A 22667-nucleotide genomic window follows, 5' to 3' on the forward strand; every position below is an offset into this window, starting at 1 on the left:
CACGGAAAGAATCAATGGAGGATCAAATGAAAATTTTCAAAATTACGCTTCTGAGTCTAGCGCTGATGTTCCTCGGCTTATCTGCATTACACAGCAAAGAGATGGATAAAATGGAGATGCACAAAGACGGATCACAAACGATGCATTCTGATGAAATGATGAAGGATCAGACCATGGCTAAAAAACCGATGTACAGCGTACCAAGCGATGCAGAACTACGGCAGCAACTGACTCCCCTACAATATGAGGTCACCCAGAATGAAGGGACGGAACGGGCTTTTGACAACACCTATTGGAACAATCATGAAGCAGGGATCTATGTTGATGTTGTCTCTGGTGAACCACTCTTCAGTTCTATAGACAAGTATGAATCAGGGACCGGATGGCCAAGTTTCACCAAACCTCTGGTGCCGGAGAACATTGTCAACAAGGAAGATCGCAGCCTCTTTTCAGTCCGCACCGAAGTCCGTAGCAAACACGCGGACTCCCATCTCGGTCACGTCTTTGGTGACGGTCCCGAACCAACCGGTCTGCGCTATTGCATGAACTCTGCGTCATTGCGCTTCATCCCGCTGGCCGATCTGGAAAAAGAAGGCTATGGCGAATACATGTCGTTGTTCAAATAATCGCCAAGAAAGGGAAGATTATGAAACTGAAACGGACCGTAATCCTCTGTTCCCTGCTCCTTGCCATCGCTACCCCCACTGTTGCTGCGACCGCGATTGTCGCCGGCGGCTGCTTCTGGTGTATGGAATCAGACTTTGAAAAACTCGATGGAGTGACCGATGTCATTTCTGGATTTACCGGCGGAAGCTTGGAAAAACCGACCTACAACGGTAACCATAAAGGCCATTATGAGGCCGTCGAGATCACCTATGACCCGCTGAAATTAAGCTACAGACAACTGCTTGATTACTACTGGGTTCACATTGATCCCTTCGATACCGGGGGTCAATTTTGTGATCGCGGACACAGTTATCTGGCTGCCATCTTCGCCGCGAACGATGAGGAAAAGAGGATCGCCGCAGAATCAAAACATGCAGTTCAAGCCCTGTTCCCTGAACAGAAGATTGAGACCCCCATCCTGTCAGCATCAACCTTCTGGCCGATTCAAGGCGATGAGAGCTACCATCAGGACTACTATAAAAACAACCCGGTCCGCTACAAGTATTACCGGTGGGGATGCGGACGCGACCAACGGCTCGAAGAAATCTGGGGAGATAAAGCCAAACATGAGATGTAACTAGACACGCCAAGACGTGCAAATATCGATCATAAACTGCAGAAAGCCCCGAATCAATGTGAGTCGGGGCTTTCTTTTGGAACAAATTGACAGCGGCTATCAATATAACAAGGCATGCTTATTCAATAAAATAACCAGCAACTCGCCAGACACTATCGGTCTCAAGCATAACCGTCACAGTTTCAGTCAAATCTTCCTTGTTCTGAAACGTTGAGTCAAATTTATACACCATATATTCGCCGTCTGGAATTCCCTCATTGATATTTTTGGTATAGATATAATCTCTTTGTTTGCGATCCAGCAGTTTGCCAGCGACAGAACGGACCGCAGAGAGGTTCTTGATCCACTCTTCCCTGGGCACCTCTTTCTTCAGGTAGGCTGCACAAACTTCCCAACTTTGTGCATATTGACCGGCATCGACCAGTTCAAAAAAACGGGTTGCAGCGACACCGGAGTCATCAACCCGCTGTTGATCTGGCTGACGGCTGATGAGCGGATAAAAAATAATAACCAAAGCGATGACGGTCAGAAAGATGTGGACTCGATACTTTCTCGGTAACATGCTGAACCTCCAAAAAGGTCAATTTAAGGATTTATGAACGACTTAAACCAGCCAAATTGACAGGGTGGAATTATTCTAACCCCGATTCAAAATTAAACTTGCTGCTCCCCTGTGGATCATATCCCCGCTTGACGGCATCAAGGACATGTTTCCCCGCTTGGCTGAACGGACCAAGATGGGACAGATCAATAATAAAATTGTGACAACCTGCATGTTCAAGCTCAGGGATATTGGCAATAAAAGAGAAGTCCGTTTCACTGGTCAGCCAAGTCAACCCTTGCCGCTGCTGCACCCGGAAGGCATCATCCCGGTCGGAAAGAACCGGGTTGTCGGAACGGACATTTTTAATTTTCACCCGCGATGTCAGCAGGGCAACGCTGGCGTACGCTGTTATCGCTGTCGGGATCGGTAACTGATGCCGGAGAATATCGGTGAGGTTCTTACGATCATCTTCGATATATAGCTCGGCTTCGTTGATTCCAATCTCTGCCAGAGCCGCGATCGCTTGACTATTTAACGAAAAGAGTCTGAAGCTACTGTACAGATTCATCCCCTCCATCTTGTCAAACAGGGGGAAATGTCCCAGATTATTGAGACGGAAATTGCGGAACCCCATCTGCCCCAATTGCCGGATAGCGTTGCGGGTATCCAGCCAATCTTTATCAAAAATGACAAATGGAATATCCCAGATCAGTTGCTGGGCACGACGTTGTAACTTATTGGCGTGCTGCAAGTTCTGGCCGCTCAAGGGGACGAGGATTTGATCGACAGATGGGTCTTGAAGGATCCGCTGATCCCGGGAATCACGCAGCTGCACCCGGATTTGTTGTCTACCGGTGCGGTCAGTTGCAAGCGGGAACAGGGCATTACGGGCGCTTTGCACATGCTCAGCCCGAATTTGTTGCCTTTGTGGTTGGTGATTCTGTCGCAACGCTGCATAAAGATCCCGGCGGATTTGCTTTAACTGTTTCGGTGGGATGACGACCTCTGGCAACTCACCGCAGGTCAACGTTCCTAGAACAAAGGGTTCCCCTGCCGTGGCCGCAAACGCCTGTTGCAGAATCTGTTGATCAAGACCCTGTTGCTGCGCAGGAAAACTGTCAATCGCATAATGGAAGGTCTGAACGTCAGAACCAATTATCGCCGTCACCTGAAGCTGCTGCGGATTGATCTCCAGCTGTAGATCGACCGTTTCAGCTGGCGTTCCAACCTGACTGAGCTTGCGGCGACAGGCAGAATCACTCATCGTAAAGGCGCTGGGCGAAGAAACCATAAATACCGTATCGCCCACCTTAAACAGATTATTGAAGGTGGAAGGGACACTGACCAAACTGTTGGCAGCAACCTGGTTGACGGTTTTCTTGCCGAGCAGCAACTGGCGAACAGTGAAGGCGGTACCACTTTTATCAATAGCAGGTTGCACCCGCAATCGCGCCCCTTGTTGCAGCGCTTCCTTGGTTTTAAAGGTGATCTCTCCACCACGGACCCGGGTAATCTCACCCAAAAACCGTCCCGTCGCCCCTTTGTGCGCCGGAATGGCCATATCACTGGGTTGTCCGCCTGACAAAAAACCTTTCGTCGGTTGTCGGCCAAAGCTCGCTTTCAGGAGCAATTTTGCCTCTTTCAAGACCGATTTTCTCTCCCCTTCCGGGGCATCAAGAACCTGCCGATAAGCACTGACAACCTTGTGCACATATTCAGCACTCTTCATCCGCCCTTCTATCTTCAAGCTGCAAATCCCTGCGGCTTCCAACTCCGGCAACAGATCAATCGCAGAGAGATCATTAGGAGAAAAATAGTAGCCTTCCTGCTGGCGATAGCGATGATTACGGCGACACGGCTGCGCGCAGCGCCCTCGATTCCCACTCTTGCCGCTGAGAAAAGAGGAGAAGTAACATTGCCCACTGTAAGAAAAACAGAGCGCCCCATGGATAAACTGTTCCAGTTCCAGGGTCGTCTGTTGACGGATCGCGGCAATTTCATCCAATGTCATCTCCCGCGCCAAAACACCACGGGTGAAACCCATCCGTTCCAGCATCTTGACCCCGGCAGCGTTATGGATCGTCAGCTGGGTCGACGCATGCAACTCCAGACCGGGGAAATGCTCCTTGGCCAGCTTCCAGACGGCCAGATCCTGCAAAATCAAAGCGTCAACCCCGATCTCTTCTAACGCTCCCAGGGTATCAATCAGCAGTGAGAGTTCATTTTCTTTAACCAGAGTATTCAGGGCAACGTAGAGGCGCTTGCCCCGTTGCTGCATATAGGAGGTGATCTGTTCGATCTCTTTGAGGTTGAAATTCTTGGCCTTGGCACGTGCTGAGAATTCTTTCATCCCGGTGTAGACTGCGTCAGCACCCGCATCCACCGCGGCGAAAAAGGCCTCCATACTCCCCGCTGGAGCAAGAAGTTCTGGGCGTTTTAACTGTTGCTTTGATTTCATAGGAACAAATCTACTTGTTCAAGAGAGCGTCAAATTGTTGTGGATTGTAACCAGTCACGTGTTGGCCATTGATCCAGAAATGGGGAGTCCCATTCACCCCGGCTTTGTGGGCAATATCCCGAAACAATTGCAGGCGTCCATCATCGGGAGCATCAGGGACAGGCTGATGATCATACATACCGCTAAAGACGTCCTCATAGGCCTGCTCCGGGTCGTCGGCCGCAAGGATAAACCGGGACTTGGCGATCGCATTGGGGTGAACCTGTCCGAGAGGAAACAGAAAAACATAGCGGGTCACATCATCACGTCCGGCAAAATAATCAGAACTGTGACGACAAAAAGGGCAATCCGGGTCCGTCACCTCAACCACCTGATTGGGTCCATCACCAATCTTAATCGCCTTATCCAAAGGAAAAAGCTTTAACTTGGCCGTCATCCGCTGACTGCGGTTTTCAGCGGTCAGGTTATGACCATCAGCGGACCAGAGATCACCAGTAAAGATGTGCCCAGAAGCGGGGACGAAATAGAGCACCTCCTCATTTTCGGTCACCACTTCATAGACCCCGGAGACCGGGGTTGGGTTCAGAAGTTGATACTGCAACTTTGGATAAGCCGAGGAAAGTGCCGCTGCAGGATTATCAGACGATTCTTGAGGTTGGATCGCACAGGCACCTAAAGGTAGAAAAACACACAATAGTAAAAGAGAAAAACGCAACATTAAACGACTCCTTGAAAGTTTTTTTCGAGCATACACTAGTGTTGAGCTCAGGAAAAGGGCAGATCACCAGGATAATCAGATATTGAGCCGGGGTTAAAATTATGTTTTACTGACGCCTCACTTTGTCCTGTGAGGAGGAGTTTGTATGCAACGAATTGTGACCGGTCTCTCCCTGTTACTCGTGCTGTTATTCTCAACCGCGCTCTTTGCCGCGGATCCACTGGCGGACTGGGTTCCCAAGTTTGATCCCAGTGGAGCAGAATATACCTATTTACTCTCGACGGTTGGTCATCCGGCGATCGAAGGGGCAACCGTCGGTTACCGCATTCGTGACCGGGTCTGGCAGGAAAGTGATGGGCGTCTCTATGTTGACTATCGACCCATTTCTCAACTCGGTGGAGAAAAAGACGTCCTGCGTAAATTGAAAATGGGAGCGGTTCAGGGGATGCTCTGCTCTTCGGTTCTAGCGCCGAATATTTCACCTCGCTTGGGGATCGTCAATCTGCCATTCCTTATTGATAGCTTCTCTTTGCTGGAAGAATTCCGCCAAAATAAAGAATTGTTCAAAGAATTTGGAGAGGATGCCGCAAGCAAAGGGATTATTGTCGCAGACTATACCGGCTACGGTAGTTACGGTTGGGCGACAACGTCACCGGTCACTAATCTGGCACAAGCCCGCGAGCAGTTGTTTCGCATTGCCCAAGCTCCTGTCAATGTCGACCTCTATAAAGCGTGGAAGATCCAGTTTACGGTAATGCCTTGGCCGGATGTTCCGCAGGCACTACAAACCGGGGTCATCAGTGGCCTGGATCACACCCCCATCGTCTGCAATATCACCAAAAAGTTCAATGTTGCTAAAAGTTACACCAATATTGGCTATGCCCAGGGGCTTTACATCCACCTGATCAATAAACGCTGGTTCAATAAACTCCCCCAGGACCTGCAACAGATATTGAGTCGTGCGATTGCAGAAGAGAGTGCCAAGGTTCGCGCTCTGACGGTGCAGCAGCAACAGGAGCAGATTGCCGTTGCCAAGGCGAATGGAATCGTCTTCATCGACCTTCCTGCTGAAGAGAAAGCCAAGCTGGTCTCTTTGGCTGAACCGGTGGTACAAAAATGGGGGGAAAAAATTGGCGTTGATTATCTCAACAGAGTGCGGGCAGCGCTGAAAGATTAACCTCGCCAAAACAGATAGACCATAGCAATTTAAGCTGGGATGAATCATTCATCCCGGCTTTTTTTATGTCTTGATTCCGTTGATTAGAACTTGACCAGAAGCAGCTTAAAAGCTATCTTTCCATTCCTAACTATTTGATTTTATTATTATTTAACATTTTTTTGAGGATACGAAACAGGCCCTGTCACTTTCAAATCAAGGAGGATTCAGATGAACAAAATTTTAACCTTATTGTTGCTGCTAACAGCTTGCCTGACCGTCACCAGTCAGGCAGCAGAAAAAAATGATCCACTGGCGTCCTGGCAACCAACCTTTGATCCAAGCGGAGCAAAATACACTTATATCCTCTCAAATGTTTCCCACCCGGTCATCGAAGGAGTTGCGGCAGGCTACCGGATTCGGGATAAAGTCTGGGAAAAAACCAACGGTCAAATCTATGTTGATTACCGTCCCCTCTCGCAACTGGGTGGCGAAAAAGATGTCATCAGCAAATTAAGGCTCGGCGCCGTGCAGGGAATGCTCAGCTCCTCTGTCGCTGCTGCCAACGTCGCTGACCGCCTCGGCATCGTCAACCTCCCCTACATTATTGATACTTTTGACAAACTTGATACCTTTCGCAATGATCCAGAACTGTGGCAACCCTTCGCGGAAGGGGCCCTTTCCAGAGGGATCTATGTCGCCGACTTCACCGGATATGGCCCCTATGGCTGGGCCACAACCACACCCGTCAACACTTTCGCTACAGCTAAAGCGGTGAACTTCCGCATTGCCCAAGCACCGGTTAATACAGACCTCTACAAAGCCTGGGGACTCAAGTTCACCGTCATGCCCTGGCCTGACGTCCCGCAAGCCTTACAGACAGGGGTTATTTCCGGTCTTGACCATACTGTCATTGTCTGTAACATCACCAAAAAATTCACCATTGCCAAATCCTTCACCGAGTTGAACTACGCGCAAGGTCTGTTTGTTCATCTGATCAACAAACGCTGGCTGGACCGATTGCCCGCCGATTTACGGGCAACCTTTCTCGAAGTTATTGCCGAAGAGAGTGCGGCAACCCGTCAGGCAACCCGAAAACAGTATGAGGTTCAGGTGGCCAAAGCGAAACAGGATGGAGTGCAATTCTATCAGCTGTCAGAAGATGAGGTCACCGAGTTAAAGAAACTCTCTGAGCCAGTGCTAAAAAAGTGGGGAAAAAAGATCGGTCCTGACTATTTGGCCAAGGTTCGCGCAAAACTTGGCAGTTGATAGTGAAAACTGTATAATCGTTTCGCTTTTCGAAGCCGGAGAGGACGTACTCCCCGGCTTTCATTCTTCTGCTCCATCCGTAACCAAGTCAAACAGGAACTGTCCGGGCAAAAAAGCGGCACCCGTAGAACGTACAATACTGGGCGATGGGAGGTTCTTACGTTCGCTGAAGCAGCAAATGCATCGGCAGCTATGCCACAGATGACGAGCTATTAACGGCCCCAGCATTTATGAGCTGAGAGAAAATCACTATGTTGAAAAAAATCTTTAAGAGTATTGATCGCGGATTCCTTTTCGTTGAAGACTGGTCCCTGTTTATCGCCGTCGCGGTTGCCCTGCTGACGGCCATGGCGAATGTCATTCTGCGTAAAACAACCAGCAATATCAGTCTCTATTGGTCGGATGAAGTGGTCCGTAAAGTTATCTACTTTTCAACCTATATTGGTTGTGTCGCTGCGATTCGGAGCCGCGCTCTGATCCGCATCGATGCCCTGCCACAGATTTTTCCGGTATTGAAGAAGCCCTTAACCTTAATATCCCACGTCGCCGTGTTATTTTTTGCCCTCATTATGATCTATCTGGGGGCGCAGATGACAGTGATGATGTTTCAGGATGAGTACGCTAAAACCGCGACGCTGCAAATACCTGAGTGGTATTTTTACGCCGTCTTGCCGATTATGGGAGCCATGATGTTTATACGAACGTTGCTGGTGATCGTTGAAGATTGGGGCAATCAACACGACGCGACGGGAGAGAACTGAAATGGATAGCAGCTACTTACTGATCCTCGCGATCCTGCTCGGCAGTCTGGCAGCCACCGTCCCCGTGTTCATGGCGCTGTTCTTTACCGGCACGTTTGGTCTTGTCTACCTGCTCGGTATCGATCCGCAAATTGTAATCGAAGTCCTCTACCGGAGTATGGATAAATTTGCTCTTGTCGTGGTCATGTTCTTTGTCCTTTGTGGCAACATCATGACCACCGGCAGTATCGTTGAAAAACTGATCAAGACAGCCAATGTTCTGGTCGGCTTCCTCCCCGGTGGCCTGGCCATGGCCGGCATCCTTGCCTGCGGCTTTTTCGGTGCCATCTCCGGTTCCACAGTGGCAACCGTGGTCGCCATTGGCGGATTTATGATCCCGGCATTGGTTGAAAATGACTATGACGAGAAATTTTCGGTCGGCGTGATGACCACTGCACCCATCCTTGGGGTCGTTATCCCCCCTTCGATTGCGATGATTCTCTATGCCATGGTCAGTAATGATCCGCTCGAAGAGCTGTTCCTGACCGGCTTTGTTCCCGGTCTGATGATCATGGGAGCGATGAGTCTCTATGCCTATTTGGTCTGCAAGAAAAAGGGGTTAAAAACCATCCACCGCCCGAATTTAAAAGAAGCATTGCCGGTTATAAGAGAAAGTATCTGGGCATTATTTCTTCCTGTCCTGATCTTTGGGGGCATCTACTCCGGGATGTTTACAGCCAATGAGGCCGCAGTCGTTGCTTGTTTCTATGCCTTCTTTGTCGAAATCTTTATTCACCGCGACATGAAGTTGCTGGATGTCAAACGGGTGATTGTCTCCTCGGCCGTCACCTCTGCGACGCTCTTGATTATTGTCGCCGGGGCTTCAGTCTTTGGTGAATACCTCACCTTTGAACAGATCCCCAACAAGATCGCCACCGCTGTTGTCAGCAGCATCTCTTCCCCATGGGTGTTTCTGCTTGCGGTCAACATCCTGTTGCTGATCATCGGCATGTTCATGGACATCATCTCGGCAACATTGATTTTGACTCCGATCTTCTTGCCACTGCTCAACAAGTTCGGGATCAACACCATGCACTTCGGTTTGCTGATGACCATCAATCTGGGGATCGGCTACTGTACTCCCCCTCTAGGGGTCAGCCTGTATATTTCCGGAGCGACGGTGAACCGTGATCTGGTTTACGTATCAAAAGCGGTGATGCCCTTTTTGCTGATTCAGATCGCAATCCTTTTGATCCTGACCTTCTTTCCTGATCTGGTGCTATTCTTACCCCGTTGGGTTTATGGATAACGGCGCCAATCACACTATCCTCATAAAAAAAGCCAGCCCCCTATGGGCTGGCTTTTTAGTCACCGCTTATTCTGCAGGCAAAATCAGACGCAAAGCTAGTTACTTGAGCATTGCTGTCAGCTGCGGATTATCACGTTTCATAACAAACATGTAACTCTCTTTGAGTTTTTTGGTAAAAACAGTTCCGATCCAGAGGGGACTCCAGACGACTCCAGCCATCAGCCAGCGCTTCATCGCACCAGTATCAGTCTTATCAGCCTTGATCGTCAGATCAACCCTCTCATACCCTTGATGGGTGATCTGAATCTGATGTTGGCTTCCAGTGCTCAGGGCATAGTCAAATTGTACTGGGGTTGCCCCAATATCCGTACCATTAATCGTCACCATAGCTCCTGGTGGTTCTGATTGGATAAGGGCGTGGTGGGGGGCGCATGCGCTGAGAAATGCCATCAGCACAAAAAGTGGGATCAGTTTACTTTTCATTTAGGTGCTCCTATTTGTGGAACCGACTGACAATATGTTTATTGAGTTTACACAGATTACTCTGCAATGCCTGTGCCTTTTTTAGGACTTAAGCAGATATTTATCTTCTCTGCTCACACCAGAAATAAGTCCGCAGATATTGCAGAGATAGAGCCTCTCCAATGAAAAAGTCATCAGTTCGACAGCTGCAAATACAGGTTAAGAGCTTATTTTAGCGCCATAATTTGTCCAAACATGCAGAGTTTGCATAAATAGACCCCAGCAAGTTATCCTTTCGACAGATAATCTTGCAAGAACCGTCCAGTGTATGATTCTGCGACTGAGGCAACCTTTTCGGGGGTTCCCGCCGCAACGATAGCTCCCCCAAGAGAGCCGCCCTCCGGCCCTAAATCAATGATGTAATCAGCGGTTTTAATGACATCCAGATTATGCTCAATGACAACGACAGTGTTGCCAGTTTCAACCAGTCGGTTCAACACTTCCAGTAACTTGTGGATATCGGCAAAGTGTAAGCCCGTGGTCGGTTCGTCCAAAATATAGATGGTCTTACCGGTGGCGCGCTTGCTGAGTTCACGGGAGAGCTTGACCCGCTGCGCTTCCCCGCCGGACAGAGTCGTCGCACTCTGCCCCAGCTTGATATAGCCCAAGCCAACATCGCGCACCGTTTGCAACTTATTGCTGATTCTGGGGATATTCTCCATAAAGCGGCTGGCCTGATTCACCGTCATATCGAGGACATCGGCGATACTCTTCCCTTTATATTTGACCTCCAAAGTTTCGCGGTTGTAACGCGCCCCTTTACAAACTTCACATTGCACATAGACATCGGGCAGAAAGTGCATCTCAATCTTTTTAATCCCGTCACCACTACAAGCCTCACAACGGCCACCCTTCACATTGAAGGAGAAACGCCCAGCTTTATAGCCGCGGATCTTGGCTTCCGGCAGTTGCGCAAATAACTCCCGGATATCGGTAAAGACTCCGGTATAGGTCGCCGGATTGGAGCGTGGCGTCCGTCCTATCGGGGATTGATCAATATCAATAACCTTGTCAAGCAGTTCCAGACCGCGAATCTCTTTGACTGGACCAGACTTTTCCCGTGCCCGGTGAAGTTTCTGTGCCAACGCCTTATAGAGAGTTTCAATCACCAGCGATGATTTCCCCGAACCGGAAACGCCGGTGATACAGGTGAGAACACCGAGTGGAATCTTGACATCAACATTTTGCAGATTGTTAGCTCTGGCACCGACAACCTCCAACCAGCGATCACTTTGACGCCGTTCAGGGGGGACAATAATGGATCGCTTCCCCGACATATATTGACCGGTCAGAGAAGCGGGGTTTTCCAGAATCTCTTCCGGCGTCCCCTGAGCCACAACCTCCCCGCCATGGACTCCCGCAGCCGGCCCCATATCAATGACATGGTCAGCCGCAGCAATCGTCTCTTCATCATGTTCAACCACCAGGACACTATTGCCCAGATCACGCAGGCGTTTCAGGGTGGTCAACAGGCGTTGATTATCACGCTGATGCAGCCCGATAGAAGGTTCATCAAGGATATAAAGGACCCCCGTCAGAGATGAACCGATTTGCGTGGCTAAACGGATCCGCTGCCCTTCCCCGCCGCTCAAGGTTCCAGCGCTGCGACTCAGAGTCAGATAGTCAAGTCCAACATGGGAGAGGAAAGAGAGGCGTTCACGAATCTCCTTGAGCACCCGCCTGGCAATCTCCATATCCTTGTCAGAGAGGGTCAGGTTATGGAAAAACGCTTCGGCATCGGCAATCGACATGTTGGTCACCTGCTGAATGTTTTTCCCACCGACAGTAATGTGCAGAGCTTCGGGCCTTAATCTCCCCCCTTCACAAGTTTGACAGGGGATAATACTCATATACCGCTCCAGATTTTCCCTCACCGTATCCGAATCGGTTTCATGATAGCGACGCTGCAGGTTAGGGATCACCCCCTCAAAAACCTTTTCATAAAAGTGCCGTCGCTCACCCTGATCGTAAAAAAACTGCACCTGCTCCTCGCCTGAACCGTAGAGGATAATATTCTGAATCCGCTCGGACAGTTTTCCGAACGGGGTGCGGATGTCGAACTGGTAATGACTGGCAAGGGCTTCCAACAACGCCTGATAGTAGTAGCCGGTCCGGCTGTCCCAAGGGACAATGGCGCCATCCCGCAATGAAAACTCCGGGTTAGGGACCACCTGTTCGTGGTCAAAATACATCTTGGTCCCCAATCCGCTACAGTCAGGACAGGCACCATGAGGGTTGTTAAAAGAGAACATCCGTGGCGACACTTCGGGGTATGAAAGGCCGCAATCGATACAGGCATGATTGGCGGAGAACAGCTTACTCTCCCCTTCAGGAATCTCAATCCGCACCATCCCGTCGGCTAAACGGAGCGCGGTTTCAATAGAATCAGCGAGGCGTGATTCAATGTCAGCCTTGATCACCAACCGGTCGACCACAACCTCAAGGGTGTGGGTTTTTTTCTTGTCCAGCTCAATTTTATCACCCAACTCGTACATCACCCCGTCAACCCGGATGCGGACAAAACCATCAGCCTGTAACTGTGCCATCTCTTTGCGGTATTCCCCTTTGCGACCACGAACAATGGGAGCCATAACCATGATTTTGGTTGTTTCCGGGAATTGCATCACCTGATCCACCATCTGTTCAACGGTTTGTGAACGGATCGGGCTGCCACAGCGGTGGCAGAGAATCTGACCAACCCGGGCATAGAGAAGACGCAGATAGTCATAAATCTCCGTCACCGTACCGACCGTCGAGCGGGGGTTCTTCGAGGTGGTCTTCTGTTCAATCGAGATCGCCGGGGAGAGACCGTCGATCTGATCGACATCAGGCTTCTCCATCTGTTCCAGAAACTGCCGCGCGTAGGCGGACAAACTTTCAACATAGCGACGCTGCCCCTCGGCATAGATGGTGTCAAACGCCAAAGTACTTTTCCCCGAACCGGAGACCCCAGTAATCACCACAAGTTGATCGCGGGGGATGTCAATATCAATGTTTTTCAGATTGTGTTCACGGGCACCACGGATTTTTATTTTATCAATCATAAATTATTTCTATCTTTGAGGGTCATTAAGAGAAAATCAGGTCCTAAAGTTTTGAACGGAGAGATGGAGCTCGCAGAGAAACCCCGGTCACCCGTCTTTGTTTAAAACTCTAGAATATTTGTTAACCGGCCTCAGCCTCTCTCCGTCTCGACGTTAAAGTTTTCGATTGTCCGCCATCTGTTCCGCCATCTGCAAGGCGGCAACCAGACTGGAGATATTAGCTTTCCCCGTTCCTGCCAGATCGTAAGCAGTGCCATGATCCACGCTAGTTCTGATAATCGGCAAACCTAATGTCACATTAACCGCATCATCAAAATGGAGCAGCTTCAGTGGGATCAAGCCCTGGTCGTGATACATACAAATCACTGCGTCATAAGCCCCTTTGACGGCAAAATGGAACAGGGTATCCGCACTGTGTGGGCCATCAGCCGTAATCCCTTCAGCCTGAGCCGCCTTGATCGCGGGGGCGATGATCAACTCCTCTTCATCACCAAACAACCCTTCTTCACTGGCATGGGGATTCAACGCCAGAACGGCCAGGCGGGGTTTGGCGATCCCGAACTGCTGCTGGAAAGCCCTTGAGGTGATCCGCAGGGTCTGTAAAATTTCGTCACAACTTAATCTGGAAGGGACATCCCGGTGAGCCAGATGGGTGGTGACGAGACAAACCTTTAACCGTTCACCCGCCAGCATCATCACCACCTTGTCGACACCACAGCGTTCAGCCAATAACTCGGTGTGGCCGGGAAAGTGGTAGCCTGCCGCGTTGATCGCCGCCTTGTTAATCGGGCAGGTCACAATCCCTGCAGCCGAGGCGTGCAGACAACGGTCAATAGCATATTCAATATAGTCGGCCATGGCTTTGCCACAACTGGTATCGGGTTGGCCATAATGAATTGAGTCCACATCCAGATCAGAACGAGAGTGGACGATCAGGCTGCTAGCACCAAAGCACAGGGCGTAGAGTCGGTCATCCAGCTTTTCCGTCTTCGCTGTACAGTCAAAAATCCTTGCGGCATGGCTGAGAACGTTGACATCGCCAACCACTTGGACTTCGTGGCTGAGATCGGTAAAGACCTGATCCAACAGAGCTTTAATGATTATTTCCGGGCCGATCCCTGTCGGGTCGCCCATGGTCAGTAAGAGAGGTTGCATATTCAATCGTCGCTTCAAGAAGAGGGTGGTGAAATTTCATCATCAATCGGACAATGGATCAGTATAGCGGAAGGATGATGGGAGAGACAAGCTCTGAGACAGAATGGTTGGATGATGCAACAACTGAGGATGGAAACGGCTGGGGATAAAGCAGCAGGATTCAGACTTCCGCTCCCTGCATAAGCACAGAAAGCGGAAGTAAAAGGGTCTAAATCTTGATTTCAACGTAAGCGTTATCGCGTAGCTCTTTTTGCCACTCCTGAAAACGGCTATCAGTTTTTTCCCGCTTCAATTTCTCTTCAATCTCAGCCTGAACCTGCAAGAAGGGGTCGCCATCGCCGCCGGTCCTTTCCGTCACTTGAAACAGGTGTAATTGACCGTTCAGCTCCAGCGGCTCACTCACTTCCCCAACGGCTAAATCAGCCAGCGCAAGTTGCAAGGGTTCAGCAAGATCAGCCTCGACAAGATCCCCCATATCCCCGCCACTGGCGGCATCCCCTTGCCCTGCTAACACGGTTTGGAAATCCTCACCATTAAGCAGCAGATCGCGGGTCACTTCAGCTTGTTTACGCAACGCAGCGATCTCTGCTTCGTTATCCGTTGGCAGCTCGTAGCTGATCCGGTTGACGCGAATCGTCGGTTCGACCGCGTATTCGTCAATATGGGCGTCATAGTAAGCACGGACTTCGCGACTGGTGACCAGAATCTTGTAGTTCACTTCGCGACCGAGCAACTTATAGCGCAGTATTTCATCTTCAATCTGCTGCTTATATGCGGCAAAACTCATCCCCTGAGAGGTCAGGGCGTGTTCCAGCTCTTCCCGGGTCAGCCCGTTCTTTTTTTGCACATCCTCAATCGCGTCATTCAGCTCGCCATCAGCAACATGGAGACCCAGCTCTTTAATCCGCAATTTCAACAGTTTATCGTTGACCATTTTATCCAGAACCTGAGTTTTCATCTCCTCAAACTGTTCGGTCGTTAACTGATTCTTGTTTGGACTCTTAGCCAAAGCAGCAGCGACTTCCTTGTCCACCTGATAGGTCGTGATGATCTCATTATTAACAATGGCGGCAACCTTGCTGAGAGTTTTAGCCATCGCTACAGGAGCGGTCAGGAACACAGAGAGAAGCAGAATGAAAAGAATACGTTTCATAAACATATAAGTCCTTAGGATTAAAGAAATCTATTGAATCGGTTGTGGTTGTAACAGCTCCCAATTGATATGGGTTTCGGTGGTTTCCTGTAACCCCTCCAGCCAAAGATGAAAAGCTGCCTCTTCTTTTTGCTGATAAAGTTGTGCCGCAATTTCATCTTTAACTACGGCGTATGGGCGAAGCCCTGCCTTGCGTTTCCGCTCGACCACAAAAAGGTGAAAGCCATAAGGGCTCTCGACCGGATCGCTGACTTGCTTCACTGGAAGTTTAAATAAAACTTCGTCAAACTCGACCGGCAGTTGCCCGGCGGAAAAATAACCCAGAGCGCCACCACTTTCGCGATCTGGCGACTGTGAATATTTTTGTGCCAGGGTCGCAAAGTCGCCCCCCTCTTTGATCATCTTGTGGACCCTGCTGGCTTCTTCACGAGTACTGAAGAGCATCTGCCGGGCACGTATTTCTACCGGACGGCGAAATTCTTCGCGCTGATTTCTATAGTAATCTTCACATTCGCTGTCGCTGACCTGCACAGCCGCTGTCTGGGCGACCTGCGCAACCTTGGTTGTCAACAACCGCAGCCGTAAAGCCGCAAGCCAACTGTCCAAAGTCTTCCCGGTTTGCGCCAGAACCTTTTCAAATTCCTCTTTGCTATAGCGACCACGAACTTCCGTCAGCGCGGCATCGAGTTCATCCGGCGTGATTTGTACGTTCAAGCGGGCGGCCTCACCAAGAATCAACTCACGATCGATAATCTGCTTGAGGAGTTGTTTCTTCAGTTGCAGCTGCTCCTCATCCGTGAGGGCCGAAATATCAGGGTAGGTCTCTTGTAATTCCCGGTTGAACTGTTGCAGCGTCAATTGCCGCTGACCCACTTCCAGCAACAGCCCCTGGGGCTGCTGTTCCTGGGATTGACAAGAGAGCAGAAGCAACAGCAATAAAAACAACAGACCTCTGGTTAATTTATGTGAAATAATACCCGGTCCCTCATCTTTTCAGCGGTTCAAATCGTCCTCTCAAGCCCTAAAAAACGGTCTTTTAGGTGCGGTGATGACGTTAGCATAGTCAGAAAAATAGTTGCAATTCTTTTCTGACCCTGACCAGCAACTCTTCAGCTGGCAAGCGACCCAGATCAATACTGAGTTTGAAGTCGGCTCCCAGCCGATATTTATCAGCTTGTTGCGTCACCAGTTGCCGGATAAGTTCAGGGGAGACTTTTGTCGATGCATGGAATAACAAGCTGAGGCGTTGATTGTCGTATTCCAGCAATTCCACACAAAGTTTTTTCAGCAGAATCCGTAACCGCATCGTGGCAATCAGAATCTCGCCTGCTTTTGGTGGTTCACCGTAACGATCACGAAGCTCCTCAACCAGATCAAAGATCTCTTCATCATCGGCGGCTGCGGCCATGCGTTGATAAAACTGCAACCTCTGATTCGGATCGGGGAGATATTTCTCCGGAAAAAAGGCAGACAGACCGAGGCGGATTTCAGGGTCGATCCGCTCTTCACGCTCTTTACCGCGTAAACGGTCGATGGTCTCTTCGAGCAGTTCGGTATAGAGCTCAAACCCGATGGCAGCAATCGGGCCCGATTGTTTGCCGCCGAGGAGATCACCCGCACCCCGCAGCTCCAGATCGTGACTGGCAATCCGGAATCCGGCCCCCAGTTCGGTCAACTCTTGCAGGACGCGCAACCGTTCCCGGGCATCCTTGGTCAGAGCCGCTTCCCCCGGAATCAACAGATAAGCATAGGCTCGGCGATCACTCCGCCCAACCCGACCGCGCAGCTGGTAGAGCTGTGACAGACCAAAACGGTCGGCGCGGTTGATAATAATGGTATTGGCGCTGGGGATATCGAGACCGTTTTCGATGATCGTCGAGGCGATCAGCAGATTACTTTTCCCAGCGATAAAGTCGAGCATCACCTGCTCCAGATCTTTTTCTGTCATCTGTCCATGACCGACCGAGACCTTCGCTTCCGGAACCAACTGCCGCAATTGTTCTGCCATGGCATCAATGGTTTGCACCCGATTGTGGACAAAGTAGACCTGCCCGCCCCGGCGCAGCTCCCGCAGGATCGCCTGACGGATTAACTCATCATCAAAACGGGTCACATAGGTGCGGATCGCCAAACGATCGACCGGCGCCGTCTCAATGACCGACAAGTCCCGCATTCCAGTCATACTCATATGCAGGGTACGGGGGATCGGCGTCGCGCTCAAGGTAAGGATATCAACTTCGGCGCGGAGCTGTTTCAGCTTTTCCTTGTGGCTGACACCAAAGCGCTGCTCCTCATCCACAACCAACAAACCAAGATCCTTAAAGCGGACATCCCGTTGTAGCAGTCGGTGGGTACCGATGAGGATATCAACCTTCCCCGCTGCCGCCGCTTCCAAGGTTTTGCGGTTTTCTGCGCTGCTGCGAAAGCGGGACACCATATCGACACAGATGGGGAAATCCTCCAGCCGATGCTGAAAACTCTCCCAGTGCTGGCTCGCCAGAACCGTGGTCGGCACCAGCACCGCCACCTGTTTACCATCGAGAACCGCTTTGACCGCCCCACGCAGGGCCACCTCGGTTTTTCCATAGCCGACATCGCCGCAGATCAAGCGATCCATCGGTCTGCTCGATTGCATATCCGCCAGAATATCGTCGATCGCCTGTTGCTGATCCGCCGTCTCTTCGTAGGGAAAGGTCGCCTCAAATTCACGAAACAACTTATCTGGTGGTGAATAAGCAAACCCCTGGCGCAGCTCCCGTTTGGCATACAGTTCCAGCAGTTGTCGCGCCAGCTCTTCAACCGCAGCCCGGGCCTTAAGGTGCGCTTTCGCCCAGCCCTGCCCCCCCATCTTATCCAGTTTGGGGGTATAGCCTTCACCGCCGACATATTTTTGGACCTTTTCAATCCGTTCAATTGGCAGATAAAGCTTATCGTTTCCCGCATATTGCAGATTTAAAAAGTCACCCTCTATGGCTCCGGTTTTCAAATGGGTCAAGCCAAGGTAGCGACCGATGCCGTGATCGGTATGGACGATGAAATCACCATCTTTTAATTCCGCCAGGCTGGTCATCAATTGCCGCGCCCGCTGCCTCCCGGTTTTTTTCTGCCGGTGACTGCGGCGGCCAAATATTTCTTCTTCGCTGATAATGTTCAGCTTTTCATCGGGGAGATAAAACCCCTGTCCCAGATCCCCAACAGTAATTTTTGGCACGGTGGCGATCAAAGTCGAGACATTCAAGTTGGTATCAATTTCCAGATCCAACCCATGCGCATCCAGCAACTCATGGAGTCTTTCTGCCTGACTCAACTGATTGCAGACCAGCAAGGTTTTGCCATTCTTGCCTTTATTGTGCTGCAACCGTTCCAGAAGCGGTTCGAGACCATCCTGATCAGCGCTGGGCTTGACCCGCAGAGCATCATTCCCCTGACAGTTGAAGTGATAACGCTGCCGCACATCCTCCAGTTGGATCACCTGCAGACGCGATAGTTCAATCCGTAGCGGATTATGCAACAGCGGCTGTAACTGGTCCGGCTCCAGATAGAGATCCTGACGTCGGGCGTGAGGCAACCCCTGCTCCAACATCCGAGCCTCGCCATCACGGATATCACGATGAAACAGATCGATCTCCTGCTCAATCGCGGGGGGATCGACCAGCACCAGACGAGGGTTATCAAGATATTGTTCCAGGCGGTCCAGTTGTGGATAGTTGAAGGGCAACAGAAATGCCCGCCCCGGTGCAAGGATTCCTTCGCGCAGTTCGGTCATGATCGCTTCACGATCCGTCCGTGGGATCGCCAGCTCGTCACAACGATCTTTCAATTTTTGTCCGAGGGTTTCCAGAAATGGACCGTGGAGAATCATCTCCTTGGAAGGGATCAGCGTCAAACTCTTCAAGGTGGTCTCGCCAGAGCGTTGACTGGCAGGATCAAAAGGACGCATTTTCTCAATAAAGTCACCATAAAAATCGAGGCGAACCGGTTGTTGTGCATCCGGTGGAAACAGATCAATAATGTCACCACGCACGGCAAAACTCCCCCGCTCTTCAACCAGAGGAACCGGCTGATATCCCAGTTGAGTCAAGGAGTTAAGCAGTGGTTTGCGCTCATACTCTTCATCAGCGAGCAGTTCCAGAGAGATCGTATCCAAAACCTGCCGGGGGACGACCTTTTGCATCAATGAGCGGACTGGCAATACTAAAGCTTTCACCTGCCCCAGATTCAAAGCCGCCAGCGTCGTGATCCTGATCGCTTCGAGTTCCGGGTGCGGGGTCAGCGGATCATAAGGGTTCAGCTCCCAGTGGGGCAGCAGAGCAATATCATGGGCTCGCGGATGAAAAAATTGCAGTTCAGCAACCAGTTGGCGGGCCGCCTCCAACTCCGCACAAAGAATCACCAGAAGGCCAGTATCAGCCTTGATCAGCTGCGATAGCAGGTAAGCATCGGCCGATCCATGCAGGCCGAGCACTTCAATTGTCTGTTGTTTGGCGGTGACACCATCAATGAAACTGTGGATTGTGGCGTTGCGGATATTTTGTTGTTCTTCTTGATCCATCATAAATCATAAACTTCGTTGAACAGAGTTAAACTACGTAACAGGAAAGAGCCTTTATAAGACATTGTCGAAAAAATTGGAATGGACGAAATCCGGCACAAGTCAGTAACGCTTGATCCTATCAGAAATGATTCAACAATGAAGCTTTCAAAAACCAGAGAACTGTTTGACAAAGAACCATTCACCCGCTACTAATAATAGAGTATTTCTTCTGGGGGGGGGTGGGAACATGTGGAACAACAACACAATAATGAAAAAACTGACGCCGTGTTTCTGAATATTTTCAGGGATATGGCGTTTTTTTTACAGTGAAAGTTACAATATCGCGGGTATAGTCGAATATCGCCATTGTCTTTACCAGAAAACTGACCGATTTGAGTTTAAAAGGAATCGAGACTGATTTCAGGCTGACAAAGTACAATATCGTAAGCAGTATTGTTGTTAGAACAGAAGCTCTGCTGTATCAGGAGAAGAAGTTGCAAAAACAGGTTGCAGAAATAAAGATGCTTATGATCAACAATAAGAGTCAAGCAAAGACTTGACCCCTAAATACTTTATAATGCAGGCTCCTTTCTTTGAGGGTTTGTCTGTTACTCAAAGGATAGCGGATGGTCCGTTATCTGTGGAGGGGACTGCACTAGTATCAAACCGATCAACCGGACGGAAAATACGTCTTCTTTTGGCCAAAAAACAAAATCTAAAATTGAGGTGGTGGCCGTAACTTCGCGTCGCTGCCGGTTATCAAAACGTTAGATGAGTCACACCATCAAATATCGAGGAATCAATGAAAATAGAAGCCAAAATTGAAAACCTTAAAAAAATACTCGTTGATGATGAGAAATTTTATCAAATTCCAGACTATCAAAGGCCTTATTCTTGGGATAAAGATAATCTATCTGACTTAATAGATGATTTAGTCTCGGCTTACCTTGAGAATAAAAAAGAAACGTATTTTTGTGGTTCTTTAGTTTTAGTCAATAATGAATCGGATTCTAGATTTGACATTATAGATGGACAGCAAAGAACAACTACATTCACGATAATTTCATGTGTATTTAGAGATGTGTACTTGTCAGAGCTAGGACCGAAAGCAAAAGACTTCATAAGCTCTTCAATTCAAGACAAATATGAAGACACTAAAAGGAAGTTGAAGTTTTTAACAAATGAGCAGTATCAAATTGACTTTGAAGAGACTGTTTTAAAGGGTATTGATTTTAAATCGACAAAACATATAGAAAAAGATTTTCCTAATAATAAGTATCTTCAAAATGCACATTACGTTAAAGGATTTCTGGAAGAAAAATTTACTGAAAATGAAATCAAACCAGATGACTTCGTCATCTGGTTCTTTGAGAACGTAGTCTTAACGGTTATAACCTGCCCATCTCAAGACAGTGCAATTCAAATATTTAATGTTTTAAATGACAGAGGGATGCCTCTTAGTTCTATTGATATATTAAAGTCAACTTTAATGCAAAAGTTAGACGGAAAAGAAGATCGTAATGCTTTTAAGGTAAAGTGGGAGTCTATTAATTCAAATATAAAGTTTTCTAATTTTGATTTAGATAGCATGCTGAACACATACTTGTATTATAAATTATCAACTAACCCTAAGAGTAGATTAGATAAAGAACTTATAAGTGTTTTTTCCAAAGAAGGAAAAAGTGCTTTAGAAATAATTAAAGAAATAGGTGATTTCTCTCAGGCTTATGTAAAAATTCTGAATGAGGAAAATAAATATCTGTATTGCCTGAAATATTTAAAGCACAGAATATACTGGGTCAGCATTATGTCTACAGCCTTGTTTACAAATTACTCCAATATTGAAGAGCTAAAAAAACTATTAGTCGCCTACTACTATCAAAATTGGATTGCAGGGGCTACCGTAGCTAGGATTAAGCAAACCAGCTTTAATATATTGAAGCTAATAAAGTCTAATGCTCCAATATCTGATATATCAACAGAAATGCAAGATAGTTTAAAGAAATACTCAACAACTAAAACATTCAAAGAAGAATTAGAGGGGAGTTGGGTATACGGTCGAAAATGGGATAGAGCCATCTTATTGTTAGTCGAATATTTTTCTAGTGACGACAGCAAGCAGAGTTATATTCCTATTGGAAGTAAATTACATTTAGAGCATATTTTACCTCAAAATCCAGATGATGAGGCTGGCTGGAAAAGCATCTTTAGCGTAGAGGAACGTGAAAAGTGGACTAATTCCCTAGCTAACTTAACATTGCTTTCTATGAGGAAAAATATCCAAGCACAGAATTATTCCTACGAGAAAAAAATGGAAGCTTATCAAGACAAGGATAATGTGGTTACACCATTCTTAATAACTCAATATATTATCAAGTGCGGAAAATGGGATATTGAAGAGCTAGAAAAAAGAGGCAAGCACTTACACAACAGAATCATGGATAAATTGGATATATTCTAAAAAATCATCTAACACTTATCAGGCCCCCGGCCGTCAAGAGTAAAGATAACCATTAACGCAAAAGATTTACTTTTCGTTCTTTGACAAGCGACTGATCAACCACGAATCATCCGGTTTCTGACTTGGGCTTTACGAACTGGCTGCAGATTTCGGATATGTGGATGAGATGATCTCGCAAACGATCAAATATATAAAACCATAACAAGCGCATGTTGTCGGACTAGTTTTCCGCTGCGCTCCAAACTAGCCGCAAATGCGAGCGTTAGCCATAAAAATTATAAATATGAAAACCATTGAAATCATACTTGAAAGCATTCTTTATATAAATATTTTGCTCTTCCCGTTAAGCACAATTCTACTG

15 protein-coding genes and 1 pseudogene are annotated in these 22667 nt (G+C 48.6%); 7 read left to right on the forward strand and 9 right to left on the reverse strand.

What is annotated here, in order from left to right; translation table 11 throughout:
- Nucleotides 1-191: 191 nt before the first annotated feature.
- Nucleotides 192-626: pseudogene (gene msrB / locus BLU87_RS16245) on the forward strand (peptide-methionine (R)-S-oxide reductase MsrB); the annotation flags it as partial.
- A 20-nt stretch (nt 627-646) separates the two neighbouring features.
- Complete coding sequence (gene msrA, locus BLU87_RS16250; RefSeq protein ID WP_092350779.1) at nt 647-1243, forward strand: peptide-methionine (S)-S-oxide reductase MsrA; 597 nt, start codon at nt 647-649, stop codon at nt 1241-1243.
- Between the two features lie 118 nt (nt 1244-1361).
- Here msrA and BLU87_RS16255 read toward each other — a convergent pair whose 3' ends face one another.
- From BLU87_RS16255 to BLU87_RS16265, 3 genes are all read right to left on the reverse strand, one after another.
- Nucleotides 1362-1805 carry a DUF4019 domain-containing protein gene (locus tag BLU87_RS16255; RefSeq protein ID WP_092350781.1) on the reverse strand — a complete coding sequence of 148 codons (444 nt, stop codon included), beginning with the start codon at nt 1803-1805 and terminating at the stop codon, nt 1362-1364.
- 70 nt (nt 1806-1875) lie between these two features.
- The gene (locus BLU87_RS16260; RefSeq protein ID WP_092350783.1) at nt 1876-4245 is read right to left on the reverse strand and encodes a peptidase U32 family protein; all 2370 of its coding nucleotides are present in this window, start codon (nt 4243-4245) and stop codon (nt 1876-1878) included.
- 10 nt (nt 4246-4255) lie between these two features.
- Nucleotides 4256-4963: a DsbC family protein gene (locus tag BLU87_RS16265; protein ID WP_092350785.1), complete on the reverse strand. Its 708-nt coding sequence runs from the start codon at nt 4961-4963 to the stop codon at nt 4256-4258.
- A 145-nt stretch (nt 4964-5108) separates the two neighbouring features.
- Between BLU87_RS16265 and BLU87_RS16270 the strand changes: the two genes are divergently transcribed.
- The 4 genes from BLU87_RS16270 to BLU87_RS16285 all read left to right on the forward strand — a co-directional run bounded on the left by BLU87_RS16270 (nt 5109) and on the right by BLU87_RS16285 (nt 9437).
- Nucleotides 5109-6140, forward strand: coding sequence for a TRAP transporter substrate-binding protein (locus tag BLU87_RS16270; protein WP_092350787.1), 1032 nt, complete (start codon nt 5109-5111; stop codon nt 6138-6140).
- 210 nt (nt 6141-6350) lie between these two features.
- Complete coding sequence (locus BLU87_RS16275; RefSeq protein ID WP_092350789.1) at nt 6351-7388, forward strand: TRAP transporter substrate-binding protein; 1038 nt, start codon at nt 6351-6353, stop codon at nt 7386-7388.
- 251 nt (nt 7389-7639) lie between these two features.
- Entirely contained in the window at nt 7640-8149 is a 510-nt protein-coding gene (locus BLU87_RS16280) for a TRAP transporter small permease (protein ID WP_092350791.1), read from the forward strand.
- A 1-nt stretch (nt 8150) separates the two neighbouring features.
- Entirely contained in the window at nt 8151-9437 is a 1287-nt protein-coding gene (locus BLU87_RS16285) for a TRAP transporter large permease (protein WP_092350793.1), read from the forward strand.
- Nucleotides 9438-9536: 99 nt separating this feature from the next.
- Here BLU87_RS16285 and BLU87_RS16290 read toward each other — a convergent pair whose 3' ends face one another.
- From BLU87_RS16290 to mfd, 6 genes are all read right to left on the reverse strand, one after another.
- Complete coding sequence (locus BLU87_RS16290; protein WP_092350795.1) at nt 9537-9920, reverse strand: PEGA domain-containing protein; 384 nt, start codon at nt 9918-9920, stop codon at nt 9537-9539.
- A gap of 266 nt (nt 9921-10186) precedes the next feature.
- Nucleotides 10187-13003 (reverse strand): excinuclease ABC subunit UvrA, encoded by a 2817-nt coding sequence (uvrA, locus tag BLU87_RS16295; protein ID WP_092350797.1) that lies wholly within the window; start codon nt 13001-13003, stop codon nt 10187-10189.
- Between the two features lie 153 nt (nt 13004-13156).
- Nucleotides 13157-14158: a 4-hydroxythreonine-4-phosphate dehydrogenase PdxA gene (pdxA, locus tag BLU87_RS16300; protein WP_092350799.1), complete on the reverse strand. Its 1002-nt coding sequence runs from the start codon at nt 14156-14158 to the stop codon at nt 13157-13159.
- Between the two features lie 208 nt (nt 14159-14366).
- Nucleotides 14367-15311 (reverse strand): SurA N-terminal domain-containing protein, encoded by a 945-nt coding sequence (locus BLU87_RS16305; protein WP_175498436.1) that lies wholly within the window; start codon nt 15309-15311, stop codon nt 14367-14369.
- A gap of 30 nt (nt 15312-15341) precedes the next feature.
- The gene (locus tag BLU87_RS16310; protein WP_092350803.1) at nt 15342-16256 is read right to left on the reverse strand and encodes a peptidylprolyl isomerase; all 915 of its coding nucleotides are present in this window, start codon (nt 16254-16256) and stop codon (nt 15342-15344) included.
- 118 nt (nt 16257-16374) lie between these two features.
- A complete protein-coding gene (mfd, locus tag BLU87_RS16315; protein ID WP_092350805.1) occupies nt 16375-19863 on the reverse strand; it encodes a transcription-repair coupling factor in 3489 nt (1162 codons plus the stop codon).
- A gap of 784 nt (nt 19864-20647) precedes the next feature.
- On the opposite strand from mfd, the gene BLU87_RS16320 reads away from it, so the two are divergent.
- Nucleotides 20648-22306, forward strand: a complete 1659-nt coding sequence (locus tag BLU87_RS16320) for a DUF262 domain-containing protein (RefSeq protein ID WP_092350807.1) — start codon at nt 20648-20650, stop codon at nt 22304-22306.
- Nucleotides 22307-22667: the final 361 nt, after the last annotated feature.

The sequence above is a fragment of the Desulfuromusa kysingii genome, assembly GCF_900107645.1.
Lineage (GTDB): Bacteria > Desulfobacterota > Desulfuromonadia > Desulfuromonadales > Geopsychrobacteraceae > Desulfuromusa > Desulfuromusa kysingii.

Coding starts and splice junctions, on each gene's coding strand:
- msrA (WP_092350779.1), top strand. CDS start 647: ATGAAACTGAAACGGACCGTAATCCTCTGTTCCCTGCTCCTTGCCATC.
- BLU87_RS16255 (WP_092350781.1), bottom strand. CDS start 1,805: ATGTTACCGAGAAAGTATCGAGTCCACATCTTTCTGACCGTCATCGCT.
- BLU87_RS16260 (WP_092350783.1), bottom strand. CDS start 4,245: ATGAAATCAAAGCAACAGTTAAAACGCCCAGAACTTCTTGCTCCAGCG.
- BLU87_RS16265 (WP_092350785.1), bottom strand. CDS start 4,963: ATGTTGCGTTTTTCTCTTTTACTATTGTGTGTTTTTCTACCTTTAGGT.
- BLU87_RS16270 (WP_092350787.1), top strand. CDS start 5,109: ATGCAACGAATTGTGACCGGTCTCTCCCTGTTACTCGTGCTGTTATTC.
- BLU87_RS16275 (WP_092350789.1), top strand. CDS start 6,351: ATGAACAAAATTTTAACCTTATTGTTGCTGCTAACAGCTTGCCTGACC.
- BLU87_RS16280 (WP_092350791.1), top strand. CDS start 7,640: ATGTTGAAAAAAATCTTTAAGAGTATTGATCGCGGATTCCTTTTCGTT.
- BLU87_RS16285 (WP_092350793.1), top strand. CDS start 8,151: ATGGATAGCAGCTACTTACTGATCCTCGCGATCCTGCTCGGCAGTCTG.
- BLU87_RS16290 (WP_092350795.1), bottom strand. CDS start 9,920: ATGAAAAGTAAACTGATCCCACTTTTTGTGCTGATGGCATTTCTCAGC.
- uvrA (WP_092350797.1), bottom strand. CDS start 13,003: ATGATTGATAAAATAAAAATCCGTGGTGCCCGTGAACACAATCTGAAA.
- pdxA (WP_092350799.1), bottom strand. CDS start 14,158: ATGCAACCTCTCTTACTGACCATGGGCGACCCGACAGGGATCGGCCCG.
- BLU87_RS16305 (WP_175498436.1), bottom strand. CDS start 15,311: ATGAAACGTATTCTTTTCATTCTGCTTCTCTCTGTGTTCCTGACCGCT.
- mfd (WP_092350805.1), bottom strand. CDS start 19,863: ATGGATCAAGAAGAACAACAAAATATCCGCAACGCCACAATCCACAGT.
- BLU87_RS16320 (WP_092350807.1), top strand. CDS start 20,648: ATGAAAATAGAAGCCAAAATTGAAAACCTTAAAAAAATACTCGTTGAT.